Genomic DNA, 12355 nt, shown 5'->3' on the forward strand with positions numbered 1-12355 from the left:
CCCCTGCCGCGCCGGTCCGCCCGCCCGGCCAAGGTCCGCTTTAGACGGTCTTTAGGGGTTGTCGCACGCACCGGCGGATGTCAGATTTTGCTGGCGTTCCAAGCCATTTCGCACGGCTCGTTTCCGCTGGGGGTTTCACCGCCCGGACAAGGACTGGGGAATCGTATGCACACGTTGACACGCAGGCTGCTGGTGGTGGGAGCCCACGGCGACGACGAAACGCTCGGCGCGGGCGGGACCATCGCCCGGCTCGCCGACGAGGGCGTCACCGTTTCGCTTTGCATTCTCACCAACGACGACGGTTCGCGTTCGGCCGCCGGCGCCGAGGTCACCAATCGCGCCGACGCGATCGAACTGGCCGCGAAAACGCTCGGCATCGAGCGCGTGCGAGTCCACGAATTCGGCGACAACCGGCTCGACACGGTCAGCCACCTCGAACTGAACCAGGTCGTCGAGCGCGAGGTCCGCGAATTCGAGCCGGACACCATTTTCGCCACGAGCATGTGCGACCTGAGCACCGACCACGCGCTGGTCAGCCGCGCCGCGCGGGTCGCCGGACGGCCGGGCAAGGGCCCGGTGCGCGAGGTCCGCACCTTCGAGATCCGCTCCGCCACCGACGTCGGAGAGGCCTCCGGGCTGCCGGTCACGTTCCGGCCGAACTGCTGGCAGATCCTCGACGAAAGCCACCTCGAACGCAAAATCGAAGCGCTGCGCGCCTACGGCAAGGAACTCGAGCCGTGGCCGAATCCGCGCAGCGAACGCGGCGTCCGCGCCTTGGCCGAATACCGCGGCTCGCAGGTCAGCGCCGGCCTCGCCGAGGCCTTCGAAATCGTCCGTTCGGTCCGATGACCGCGTTTTCCTCCGCTTTTCCCGCTCGCTTTTCCCACAGCCCATCCAGAAACGGGTGACCAGGAATGACCAGTACTGTCGCTGAATTCGAGACCATCGCCGAACGGAACGAACTGACGTCGGTCGCGGTGATCGGAATGGGCTACGTCGGCCTGCCGACCGCGCTCGGCCTGCACGCCGGCGGCGTCGGCGTGATCGGCATCGACCTTTCGCAGAACCGGCTCGACTCGATCCGCACCGGCGAGGTCGACCTCATCGAGGCCGACCACCGCAGGCTCGAGAAAGCCGTGCACCAGGAAGACTTCCAGCTCACCACGGACTCGGCGCGGATGGCCGAGGCGGACGCGGTGCTGGTGTGCGTGCCGACCGGGCTCGACGAGTACCTGATGCCGGACCTCGGCCCGCTCGAGGCGGCGTGCGCGGCGCTGGTCGCGAACGCCCGCCGCGGCCAGACGTTCATCCTGACCTCGACCAGCTACGTCGGCACCTCCAACCGGCTGCTGGTGAAACCGCTGGTGGCCAAGGGATTCACCATCGGCCGCGACCTGTTCGTGGCGTCCAGCCCGGAGCGGATCGACCCCGGCAACGTCACGCACACCCAGTCCGAGACGCCGCGCGTGCTGGGCGGCGTGACCCCGGTGTGCACCGCGATGGCGCAGCGCGTGATCAACGTGCTCACCCCGAGCGTGCACTGCGTCAGCTCGCCGGAAGCGGCGGAGATGACCAAGCTGTACGAAAACACGTTCCGCGCGGTGAACATCGCGCTGGCCAACGAGTTCGCCGAGATCAGCGACGGCTTCGCGATCGACCCGATCGAGGTCATCGACGCGGCGGCCAGCAAACCGTACGGCTTCATGGCCTTCCACCCCGGCCCCGGTGTCGGCGGCCACTGCATCCCCTGCGACCCGCACTACCTGCTGTGGCAGCTGCGCGCGACGCAGAGCAACGCACCGCTGGTGACCCAGGCGATGCACGCCATCGCGGAGCGGCCGAAGCAGGTTGTCGACCGCGTACTGAACACACTGTCGCGCGAAGGCAAGGGCATGGCGGGTACGCGCGTGCTGGTGGTAGGCGTGACGTACAAGCCCGGTGTGCAGGACGTGCGTTCTTCGTCCGCGCTCGACATCCTCGACCTTCTCGCCGCGAAGGGCGCGAAGGTCGGCTACTACGACCCGCTGGTCCCGAACGTCCGAGTCACCGGCGGTTCGCTCGACACTGTCCCTGAGCCGGAAGGCCAAGACTGGGACGTCGCGCTCATCCACACCGTCCAGCCGGGCCACGACTACGAATGGCTCGCCGACTGCCCGACTGTCATCGACGCTACTTACCGCTTCGACCGCGCGCTCTTCGCTAACTGATTCTTTGCGGGGGTTCCGGGTGGCGGAGCCCCCGGCCTGGGGCGCGGCCCCACATGACACTGAAAGGAAATCGCTGTGCGTTACCTCATCACCGGAGGCGCCGGGTTCATCGGCTCCCACCTCACCGAGCACCTGCTGGCCCGCGGCGACGAGGTCGTCGCACTGGACAACCTCAGCACCGGCACCCTGGACAACCTCACCGGCTTCGCCGGACACCCCGGATTCCGCTTCGTGCGCGGCTCGATCACCGACCCGAACGCGGTCGAATCGTGCATGGCGGGCATCGACGCGATCTTCCACCTCGCCGCCGCGGTGGGCGTCTTCACCATCCTCGACAAGACCATGGACAGCCTGCGCACCAACCTGCACGGCACGGAGAACATGCTCGACGCGGCGCTGCGGCACGACGTGCCCATCCTCGTCGCGTCCACGAGCGAGATCTACGGCAAGAACACCGCCGACGGGCTGCGCGAGGACGACGACCGGATCATCGGGTCGCCGTTGAAGAACCGCTGGTCCTACGCCGAGGCGAAGGCGCTGGACGAGACGTTCGCCCACCTGTACGCGGTGGAGCACGGCCTGCGCACGGTGATCGTGCGGCCGTTCAACACCGTCGGCCCGCGCCAGACCGGGCGCTACGGCATGGTCATCCCGCGCTTCGTGACGCAGGCGCTGGCCGGCGAGCCGATCACGGTCTTCGGCGACGGACAGCAGACCCGCTGCTTCTGCCACGTGCAGGACGTCGTGCCCGCGCTGGCGGACCTGCTCGCCGACGAATCCGCGTACGGCAAGGTGTTCAACCTCGGCAGCAACGAGCAGACCACCATCTCGCAGCTGGCCGAGCGCGTGATCGGCGCGACCGGTTCGAGCAGCACCATCACGAAGGTGCCGTACGAGGAGGCGTACGGCGACGGGTACGAGGACATGCAGCGTCGCATTCCCGACTGCACCCGCGCGTACAACCAGATCGGCTTCGTGCCGACGCGTTCGCTGGACGACATCATCGAAGCGGTGGTTGCTGACCGCCGATCCTGAGCTGTTGCCGGTTCTTGTTCCGGTTCCGGTGAAGGGTCTCTCGCGGAGTTCGCGCGAGAGGCCCTTCACACGTTTCGGAGCTTGACGTAGACGGCTGTCAGATGGCTGGCGGCGGTGTTCGCGGACACTCCCAGTACCTCCGCGATCACCGCCACCGGCGTGCCCTGCGCGGCGAGTTCCGCGACTCGCAGCTCTACGTCGGTCAGCACCCTTGCTCCCGTGAGTTTTTCCATCACTGCCCGGCACCGGCCAGCTCTCCGGCGAGCGCACTCCGCCCCGCCACGCCGAGTTTCCGGTACACCCTGGTCAGGTGTTGCTCCACAGTGGACACCGTGATGTACAGCGTTTCGGCGATCTGGCGGTTGGTCCGCCCGTGCGCCGCGAGCTCCGCGACGCGCAGTTCGGCCTCGCTGAGCGCGGTCGCCGCCGCTCCCTCCGGATCCGCGCGAGGCGGCTCGGGTCTCGACGCGACCGGACGAGGCGCGAGCGGACGCATCGGCTGCCGCGGCACCTGCACCGGTTTCACCAGGCCCGCCGAGCGTTCCGCGCGCTGGCCGAGCTGGTTGATCGCGCGGACCGTGCGGGCCAGCTCGAGCCGGTCGCCGGATTCCTTGAACGCCTCCGCCGCCCGGTTCAGCAGACCGGACCGCGCACCGGTGTCCCCGGCGAACGCCAGCACCCGCAGCGCCACTGCCTGCGAGAACGCGTCCGTCGTGTCCGCCAGCTGCTGTTTCGCCAGCTCGACCGCCAGGGTCGGGTTGCGCAGCCGCAGATTCGCCTCGGCGAGGTCGGTCCGCCACGGTGCCACGGCGGGCAGGTCGAGGTTGCGGTCACGAAGAATGCGTTGGCATTGCTGGAAATCGCTCACCGCCGAGAGCCCGCGGTTCGTGGCCAGGTGGAACTGCCCGCGCGCCCTGAGGAACCGTACGCCGCCGAGTGTCGTGTACACCGTTTCAGGCAGAGCGTGTCGCAACACCGCTGCTGCGGCCTTGAACGCGCCTGCCGCGGTATACGCGGTCAGCATCGTCGCCAGCGGGTACGTGATCGCGACGCCCCAGTTCGGTTCGTCAAGCAGCGCGAGCGCACGGCTCGCCGCTTCAGCCGCTTCGGCCGGTTCGCCGCGACGCAGCAGCAGACTCGCGCCGATAGCGTCGAGCATCGCCTTCCACGTCACCGCGCCGCGATACTCGGCCTCCTCGGCCAGCGAAGAGCACCAGCCTTCCGCGCGGTCCGCCTTGCCGTCGTACGCAAGCGCGAGAATGGCCGTGGCCAACGCTTCCAGCGAAGTGTCCGAGAGTCGGCAGTTCTGCAGAATCCGCTCCGCGCACACCGAAGTCTCTTCGCTGCCGCCCACCTGCCATACCGACGCGAGCGTGGTGGCCGTGCGCATCCAGGGATCCGACGCGTCGACCGACAGCTGCGGTGCCGTGCCGTAATGCCAATGCGCGGCGAGAGTCAGTTCGGCGGCTGTGCGCGGGTGCAGCGGTTCGAGGTCATCGCCCAACCGGACCAGCGCGGACTCGAACGTGTCCCGGTCACCGAACCACAATGACTGGCGCACCAACGCGATCCGGTCCGACTGATCGAGCGAACCAGCGTCGCGCAACGCCGCGAGATGCGGTGCGGCCGCCGCCGGGTTGACCCGCCAGGTGATCTTGGCCAGCAGCTGCGAAATCATCTGCTGCTCCCACGACGCGGTGGTCGTCGATGCCGCCAGATGCAGGCAGCGGGTGGCGAAGTCGACGTCGTCGCCGAGCATCACCTGCTCCGCCGCCGCGACCAGCACCGGCAACGCCCACTCCGCCTGAGCTTCGCCCGCCGCCACAAGGTGCCGCGCGACCTCCGGAGCCGACAACCCGCGTGCGTGCTTCACCTCGGCGGCCCGAAGGTGCAGCTGCACCTTCTCGGACCCGCGCAACCCTCCGACGACCGCCGCCGCGGCCGGCTGCTGCCGGAAGCGCACCCCGTCGACCAGCCCAGTCTCCACGAGCAGCCCCGCGGAAGCCTCCGCCTCGACCGGGTCGACGCCCGCGACCGTCGCCACCGCGTCCGTGGTCACGTCGGTGTCCAGCACCGCGATCGCCGTCGCCACTTCCCGCAGCGGCGAACCGTAGCGACGCAGAAGCCGTTGCACCGCATCGGAATACACCGCGCCGTCGTCCACCGAGCTACGACATGCGTCGACCAACGCGCTGACCAGCAAAGGATTCCCCGCGCTCAGCCCGTGGATCCGCTCGGCGTCGCCGTGATCCGCGACCAGCTGCGCGATCGCCTCCACCGTGAACGGCGTGAGATGCACATACCGATGCGGCTGCGCGGCGAATTCGACGCCCTCGCCCGAATACCAGCCGTCCGGCTGCGTCAGCACCAGCAACATCGCGGCCGACCGCGCCCGCCGCTGCAGCCGCAGCAACAACCGCGCCGACGTCTCGTCCACGTGCTGCAAATCGTCGACCGCGATCAGCAGCGACCGCTCGCGGGCCAGCCGGTGCAACGCACTGCACAACGCAGCGATCCGGTCCTCGCCGTCAGCCGCGGCCAGCACTTCGCGCGGCAACGCCGGACTGGCCAGCAGCTGGTCGAGCACACCGCCGTCGACGTCGCGCTCGTCGGCCGCCCCCGCCGCGGTGAGCGTCAAAACGCCCAACTCGCGGGCTCGCGCCACCACTTGGTTCTGTACCTGTGTTTTCCCGCTGGCCGGTCCTCCGCCGACCAATACCGTGTCTCCTGCCCCCGCATCGCATTCGATCAGCAGGCCCTCAAGGAGGGACACTGCTTCGTTCGGCTCGGTGCGGCGGTTCTGCCCCCAGTTCACGCCCATCGCAAGCTCCTCGACCCAACGGTCATCTTCCTGCGTGTGCCACAGTCGCAGCCGCCCCCTAAGCACAGCCAACCGCGATCTAAAGTCACTCAATCAGGTGATCACGATTACTTTGCGTTTTTGGCGGCCGGGTTTTTCTTGCGGCGCCTGCTGCGCGCGAGGGGCAGATTTCCCGTGGCGAGCTTGCGCTTTAGCTCCGGACAGTGATCTTGCTTCGCGTGCTTCCACAGTTGGGGTTGACCAATTCGAGCGATGGCGTAATCGAACGTGCGTTCGAGAAAATAGAGGGGTGTCCACGACTACGACGCTCCCGGCCTGGCAACTGTCAGACCAGGACCTGACCACCAGACTCCTGACCACCCAAAGACAGCAGAACACCGCCTACGCCGCGCAACTGGAGACAATCCGGGAAGTGGAATCCCGCGGTGCCATACCCGAGGGCTATTCCTCGACCGCGGCCTACCTGGCGACGATCCTGCACGTGACGCCGCGCGAGGCCCGCGCTCGGCTCGCCCAAGCCACCGGCTCTCTGCCGCTGACCTGGAAAGCCTTGACCGAGGGCGAAATCACCGCCCAGCACGCAGCCGTGATCGCCGAATTCCTGGCCGACGCACCGAGATGGCTGACCCCCGAGGACTACACCGTCGCCGAAGACACCCTGGTGACCCTCGCCGCGCAGGCCAACCCCGGCACGGTCCGCCGAGCCGCGACCCGCCTGAAGATCTACTGGGACAACGATCCTGCCGAGATGCCCGGCTCTTCACCCGCGCCCGGTTTGGACCCCGACGCGAGCTCCGGTACGGACGCGGGCTCGGATGCGGCCTCCGCGCGCCCGTGGCGAGAATTCCGCTGGCACTGGACCCGAACCGGCCGTTTCCGCTTCACCGGCAACGTAGACCAGGAAACCGGCACGTTGATCGAACAACTGCTGGTCCCCCTGGCCGCACCAGACCCCGCGACCACGCCGGACACCCCCGACCCCCGCACCCCAGCAGAACGCCACGGCGACGCCATCGCCGCGATCGTCGACCTGGCCGCCCGAGCTCCCGACCTGCCGTCCAAAGCCGGCGAACGAGCAGTCGCCACCGTGACCGTCGACCTGGAAACCCTGCAGAGCACAGCAAAAGCGGTCTTCACCGACGACGAATCCGTCCTGCCAGCTTCCCACCTGCGCCGCATCCTGTGCGACGCCAGGGTCTACCCCGCCGTCCTGGGCACCGAAGGCCAAGTCTTAGACCTAGGCCGCTCAGCCCGCACCGCCACGAACGCCCAACGCCGAGCCCTGGCAATCCGAGACCGCGGCTGCACCTTCCCCGGCTGCGACCGCAGTCCAAAGTGGACAACCCCGCACCACATCGTCCACTGGGCCAACGGAGGCGCGACAGACCTGGACAACCTCGCCTCATGCTGCGAGCGCCACCACCGCCTCCTGCACCACAGCGGCTGGCAAATCCTCCTCCGCGACGGCGTCGTGTACTGGATCCCGCCGTCCCTCCTCGACCCCGAGCAAAAACCTCTGCGCAACACCGCCCACAACCCACCACCCACCCCGCTGGGCCACTCACGATGGCAAGCCGCGACACCACGCCCGGCTGCCGCTCCACACCCGTCGGCCGCAGCCTCATGACCGCCACACCCGACGCCACCTGTACCCGGACTCGCACCCACCACCGCGAGTCCGGGCGATGGCCCCTGCCTGGGCGCGCTCAAACCCGACGCTCAGCGCACCTTCGCCAACGCCACCCCTCCTCAGCCCAGCCCCAGGCCACTAGGGGTTGTCCCAACCTGCCCCGCCCCGAACACTCCTGGTTTTGTGACTGCAGTGGACGAAACACCCGCGAACGCACGCACAAGCCGGTGGATCCGCCGTTTCCACCCGACCGACCAGGCACGGGTGCGTCTGGTGTGCCTCCCGCACGCCGGCGGCTCGGCGACCGCCTACTTCCCGCTCTCCGCAACCGCAGCGGGGCAGGACTTCGAGGTCGTCGCCGTCCAGTACCCCGGCCGCCAGGACCGGCGCACCGAACCATGCCTGGACACGGTCGCCGCCATCGCCGACGCGATCACCGACGACCTGTCCGACTGGTCCGACCTGCCAGTGGCCCTGTTCGGCCACAGCATGGGCGCCACCGTCGGCTACGAGGTGGCCCGCCGACTGGAGGCGCAAGGCAACCCGCCGATAGGGCTCTTCGCCTCCGCCTGCCGGGCCCCGTCCGCGCAACGGATCGAGTTCATCCACCAACGCGACGACGACGGCCTGATCGCCGCGCTCAAGGAACTCAGCGGCACCGACGCCGGCGTGCTGGGCGACGACGAGCTGCTGCGCATGGTCCTGCCCGCGATCCGCGGCGACTACACCGCCGTCGAAACCTACCGGCACGAACCAGGTCTGGAGCCAAGCTGCCCGATCCAAGTCCTCGTCGGCGACGCGGACCCGGTAACCGACCTGGACGAGGCCGGCGCCTGGCGCGACCACACCACCGGCGCCTGCCAGGTCAAGATCTTCCCCGGCGGCCACTTTTACCTGAACGACCAGCTCAACGCCGTCCTGAAGACGATCACCACAACCCTGGCCGGATGGCAACCGGGAATCTGCCGGGGATAAGGGTGGGGAAACCCCAGGGAAGCTTCAGGAGCACACCCCATGGTTCCGGCCCGCCGGTTCCGAGAGACTAGGTACATCAAGGAAACACCCCCTCAACCAGGAGGCCATCATGATGGCGATCACCACCGCCCCCGGCGTCACCCAGCGCATGCTCGCCAACGGCCACCTGGAGCTGACCTGCCGCACGACCAACCGCCACATCGAATGCGAGCCGGTGGCCGCCGCGATGTGGATCGCCCTGAAGCAGCACAACGGCGACGTCGACCAGGCCGCCACCACCCTCTCCGCCCTGTGGGAAACGAACGAAGACGACACCCGCTACGACCTGATCGCCCTGGCCGGTTCGCTGTGCTCGCTGGGCATGGCCACCGAGTCGTAACCGGAATCGGCTCAACGCCAGCGGACAGCGGGCCAACCGCAGCGGTTCACAGCCGAACTTCGCTGCTGCGCCGCAATAAGACGCGCACCACGGAACCCCGGCCCTGAGCGGGAGACACCGGCAGCCGCTGCCCAAACGCGGTCTCGCCCTCCAGAAGGATCAAGCGTCCCCGCCAAACCCAGGCCTCAGGACTGCTCCAAAGCCCGCTCGATCGCCCGACGAGCCCGGCCCGCGGCCGCCCGGTCATGCTGCAGCTGCATAGCCGCGTTCAGCGCCAGCCCTGCCGCGATGATCTCGAACAACGCCTGCTCGACGTCGAATCCAGCAGGCAACTCCCCGTTCTCCACCGCCGCCGCCAAGTCGGCCCGCAGCTGCTCCCGCCAGCGCGACCACACCTCGGCCAGCGCATCGCGGACCCGCCCGGGGCGGCCGTCGTACTCGGTGAGCGCCGCGGTCATCAGGCAGCCGCCGGGGAGCAGCGGCGTTTCCAGGTAGTCCACGGAGTTGGCGCACACCGCGCGCAGCCGCCGCAAACCAGGCGGTTCGGGCAGCGCGGGCTCCACCACCCGGTGCCAGAAGTCCACGAATGCCTTGTCCAGCGTGGAGATCTGCAGCGTCTCTTTGGTGCCGAAGTGCTTGTGCACCCCGGACTTGCTCATCTCCAGCTCGTCGGCGAGCCGGCCGATCGTGATCCCGTCCAGCCCTTCCTCGGAGGCGATCTCGGCCGCGCGCTCGAGAATCCGGCCCCTGGTGGCCTGCGCTTCGGCCGCTGAACGTCGCGGTGACATGCGCCAAGGATAGCGTACGAACGTTCACTATTGATTAGCGAACGTCCGTACGCTAAATTTCCGGTGACCACAGAGACCAAGGAGCACGAGATGCGGTTGCGACGACTGGGCTGGGCCGGACTGGAGATCGAGGCGAGCGACGAGCGCCTGGTGATCGACTACGTCCGGGACCTGTCACCGCTGTTCACCGGATGGAAGTCCGGCGAAGGACTGGCGGTGCCGAGCGGGAAAGTCACTGCCGCGCTGGTCTCCCACCTGCACCGCGACCACACCGACGCCGCCGCACTCGCGGACGTGCTGGCACCCGCAGCGCCAGTGCTCCGACCAGCACCCGGCCACGGCGACGACGTGGACAACGTCACCACCCTGCCCGCCGAACACGAGCTGACCCTCCACCGATTGGCCGCCGAAGTCGTGGATCCCTGGTCCACTCGCGAGATCGGACCGTTCCGCGCCACCGCGGTCCCCGCCGTCGACGGGCTGGGCGACCCGCAACTGAACTGGGTCGTCGAGGCCGACGGGCAGCGCGTTTTCCACGGCGGAGACACGATGTTCCACGGCTACTGGTGGCTCATCGCGCGCCGCTTCAGCCCCTTCGACGCGGCATTCCTCCCCGCCAACGGCGCAGTGGTCGACGCGCCGCACCTCCAGCCGCCGAGTCCGCTGCCCGCCGCGATGGACCCCAGGCAAGCCGCCGCGGCCGCGGAAATCCTCGACGCTCGGTACGCGGTCCCGATGCACTACGAGGCCGAGCAGCCGGACAAGATCGCGGGCTACGTCGAGGTTTCCGACCCGGAGGCCGAGTTCCGCCTGCATGCCGGACGGCGCGCACGGGTGCTGCCCGTCGGGGAACGGCTGGACCTGGCGGACACGGCCGGTCCATCGGGGACCTTTCCCGCGCGACCCATCTGACCGCCAGAACGCTGCGCCACTACCACCAGGCCTGGCTGCTCGAACCGGCCGATGCGGATCCGGACACCGGTTACCGGCGCCACACCGTCGACCAGTTGCCTGCCGCCCAGGTCATCCGCCGGTTCCGCGAACTGGGCATGCCGCTGGAGGAGATCCGCGCGGTGCTGGCCACCAGCGATCTGCGGGCCCGCAACGACCGGATCGCCGCCCATCTCGACCACCTCGAGGGCGAGCTCAGCCGCACCCAGCACACTGTCAGCGCATTACGTGACCCCCTCGCGCCCGAACGCGCCGCGGATGCTCTCGAGGTCGAGTTGCGTCGCGTGCCCGCCGTTCCGGCCGCAGTGATCATCGAGGCCGTCGACGGTCAGGATTCAGTGGCCTGGTTGCAAGCCACTGAATCCTGGCCGCGCAGCATCTGCCCCGCACTGGTCCCGCTGGCGGGATCTACGCCGACGAGACCCAGTGGCAAACGGAGGCCAGCCGGTCTTCCTTACCGGTCCCGGCGACGCGGCTCGCTGAAAGAGGCTGGCCACGCGGACTGCGAGCAGGCTACCCTCCTTTCAGATGTTTATAACATCTGATTGTGGCATTGGACCCGAAGGGAGTCGGTCAGCGGTGCGCGTGCTCTTCGCCAGCCTCGCGTCGGTAGGTCATACCTACCCGCTCATCCCGCTCGCGGTCGCCGTCAAAGAGGCCGGGCACGAGGTGCATTTCGCAGCGGGCGAGAACGTCCACGCGTCCTTGCGCCGCAACGGGTTACAGCCTTTCCGGCCCGCGGATTCGTTCTACGAGATCTACGCCGAGGACCTCGAACCCGACCTGGCGCGGCTGCGGCCCGACCTCGTCGTCCACGAATGGGGGCAGCCGGGCCCGGCTGTCGCGGCGCAACGGGCGGGGATTCCCAGTCTCTGGCACGGGTTCGGCCGCCTGTTTCCCGACGGGATCGGGCTGGAGCGGCCTGCTCTGGATCGGCGGCATCTCGACATTTGTCCGCCGTCCTTGCAGGACAAGGACTTTCTCGCGACCGCTGAGCGGATTGAGCTGCGGCCGGTCGCCTATTCCGAACCGCTGCCGGAGTGGCGCGTCGGGAGAACGTCTCGGCCGCTGGTTTATCTGACGCTCGGCACTGCATTCGGTACGGCGGAAGTGCTCACCACCGCTATCAAGGGCTTGGCGACGCTCGGCATCGACGTGGTGGTCGCGGCGGGGAACGTCCAACTCGGCGCGGTGCCGGGAGATGTCACGCTCCATCGTTGGGTGCCGCAGGCGGAGTTGTTGCCGCATGTCGACGCGGTCGTGCATCACGGCGGCAGCGGTACGACGCTCGGCGCGCTCGCGGTCGGGGTGCCGCAGCTGGTTCTGCCGCAGGGAGCGGACCAGTTCGCTAATGCGGAGGCTCTCAGCGTTGCGGGAGCCGCGTTGAGCATTCTGCCCGGAGAACTGAGTGCGGACGGCGTTGCCGAGGGCGTGCGGAAACTGCTGTCACGGCGCAGCGGGCACCGGGACGCGGCGCGGGCGATCGCTGAGGAGATCGCGCGCATGCCGTCGCCAGGAGAGGTTGCCCGCGATCTGCCTCGGTGGGCGGAGGACAGGTAGCGGCCGCCC

The 12355-nt window shown here is 68.6% G+C and carries 12 protein-coding genes; 9 read left to right on the plus strand and 3 right to left on the minus strand.

Features of this window, described 5'->3' with window-relative positions; genetic code table 11:
* The first annotated feature begins 165 nt into the window (after positions 1-165).
* The 3 genes from ACFORO_RS46105 to ACFORO_RS46115 all read left to right on the plus strand — a co-directional run bounded on the left by ACFORO_RS46105 (position 166) and on the right by ACFORO_RS46115 (position 3242).
* Entirely contained in the window at positions 166-849 is a 684-nt protein-coding gene (locus ACFORO_RS46105) for a PIG-L deacetylase family protein (RefSeq protein ID WP_354735141.1), read from the plus strand.
* A gap of 65 nt (positions 850-914) precedes the next feature.
* The gene (locus ACFORO_RS46110) at positions 915-2207 is read left to right on the plus strand and encodes a nucleotide sugar dehydrogenase (RefSeq protein WP_354735142.1); all 1293 of its coding nucleotides are present in this window, start codon (positions 915-917) and stop codon (positions 2205-2207) included.
* A 75-nt stretch (positions 2208-2282) separates the two neighbouring features.
* Positions 2283-3242 (plus strand): NAD-dependent epimerase/dehydratase family protein, encoded by a 960-nt coding sequence (locus ACFORO_RS46115; protein ID WP_354735143.1) that lies wholly within the window; start codon positions 2283-2285, stop codon positions 3240-3242.
* 65 nt (positions 3243-3307) lie between these two features.
* Here the strand turns inward: ACFORO_RS46115 and ACFORO_RS46120 are convergent, their stop codons facing one another.
* A complete protein-coding gene (locus ACFORO_RS46120) occupies positions 3308-3451 on the minus strand; it encodes a LuxR C-terminal-related transcriptional regulator (protein ID WP_354735144.1) in 144 nt (47 codons plus the stop codon).
* A 23-nt stretch (positions 3452-3474) separates the two neighbouring features.
* Complete coding sequence (locus ACFORO_RS46125; protein WP_377875596.1) at positions 3475-6063, minus strand: helix-turn-helix transcriptional regulator; 2589 nt, start codon at positions 6061-6063, stop codon at positions 3475-3477.
* Positions 6064-6352: 289 nt separating this feature from the next.
* Here ACFORO_RS46125 and ACFORO_RS46130 point away from each other — a divergent pair, with 289 nt between their 5' ends.
* The 3 genes from ACFORO_RS46130 to ACFORO_RS46140 all read left to right on the plus strand — a co-directional run bounded on the left by ACFORO_RS46130 (position 6353) and on the right by ACFORO_RS46140 (position 9047).
* Complete coding sequence (locus ACFORO_RS46130) at positions 6353-7690, plus strand: HNH endonuclease signature motif containing protein (protein WP_377875598.1); 1338 nt, start codon at positions 6353-6355, stop codon at positions 7688-7690.
* Positions 7691-7885: 195 nt separating this feature from the next.
* Complete coding sequence (locus ACFORO_RS46135) at positions 7886-8668, plus strand: thioesterase II family protein (protein ID WP_377875600.1); 783 nt, start codon at positions 7886-7888, stop codon at positions 8666-8668.
* 109 nt (positions 8669-8777) lie between these two features.
* On the plus strand, positions 8778-9047 hold the full coding sequence (locus ACFORO_RS46140) for a hypothetical protein (RefSeq protein WP_182891233.1): 270 nt from the start codon (positions 8778-8780) through the stop codon (positions 9045-9047).
* Between the two features lie 185 nt (positions 9048-9232).
* On the opposite strand, the gene ACFORO_RS46145 is transcribed toward ACFORO_RS46140, so the two are convergent.
* Positions 9233-9835, minus strand: coding sequence for a TetR/AcrR family transcriptional regulator (locus tag ACFORO_RS46145; protein ID WP_377875603.1), 603 nt, complete (start codon positions 9833-9835; stop codon positions 9233-9235).
* Between the two features lie 63 nt (positions 9836-9898).
* Between ACFORO_RS46145 and ACFORO_RS46150 the strand changes: the two genes are divergently transcribed.
* The 3 genes from ACFORO_RS46150 to ACFORO_RS46160 are packed head-to-tail and all read left to right on the plus strand — an operon-like array spanning position 9899 to position 12346.
* On the plus strand, positions 9899-10747 hold the full coding sequence (locus ACFORO_RS46150) for an MBL fold metallo-hydrolase (RefSeq protein WP_377875605.1): 849 nt from the start codon (positions 9899-9901) through the stop codon (positions 10745-10747).
* 11 nt (positions 10748-10758) lie between these two features.
* Positions 10759-11331, plus strand: coding sequence for a MerR family DNA-binding protein (locus ACFORO_RS46155; RefSeq protein WP_377875756.1), 573 nt, complete (start codon positions 10759-10761; stop codon positions 11329-11331).
* Between the two features lie 34 nt (positions 11332-11365).
* On the plus strand, positions 11366-12346 hold the full coding sequence (locus ACFORO_RS46160) for a glycosyltransferase (protein WP_377875608.1): 981 nt from the start codon (positions 11366-11368) through the stop codon (positions 12344-12346).
* Positions 12347-12355 lie beyond the last annotated feature (9 nt).

This window comes from Amycolatopsis halotolerans (assembly GCF_042647905.1).
GTDB lineage: Bacteria > Actinomycetota > Actinomycetes > Mycobacteriales > Pseudonocardiaceae > Amycolatopsis > Amycolatopsis halotolerans.

Excerpts from the sequence above, each read along its gene's own strand:
- ACFORO_RS46125 (WP_377875596.1), bottom strand. The coding sequence starts at position 6,063 with ATGGGCGTGAACTGGGGGCAGAACCGCCGCACCGAGCCGAACGAAGCA.
- ACFORO_RS46110 (WP_354735142.1), top strand. The coding sequence starts at position 915 with ATGACCAGTACTGTCGCTGAATTCGAGACCATCGCCGAACGGAACGAA.
- ACFORO_RS46145 (WP_377875603.1), bottom strand. The coding sequence starts at position 9,835 with ATGTCACCGCGACGTTCAGCGGCCGAAGCGCAGGCCACCAGGGGCCGG.
- ACFORO_RS46140 (WP_182891233.1), top strand. The coding sequence starts at position 8,778 with ATGATGGCGATCACCACCGCCCCCGGCGTCACCCAGCGCATGCTCGCC.
- ACFORO_RS46105 (WP_354735141.1), top strand. The coding sequence starts at position 166 with ATGCACACGTTGACACGCAGGCTGCTGGTGGTGGGAGCCCACGGCGAC.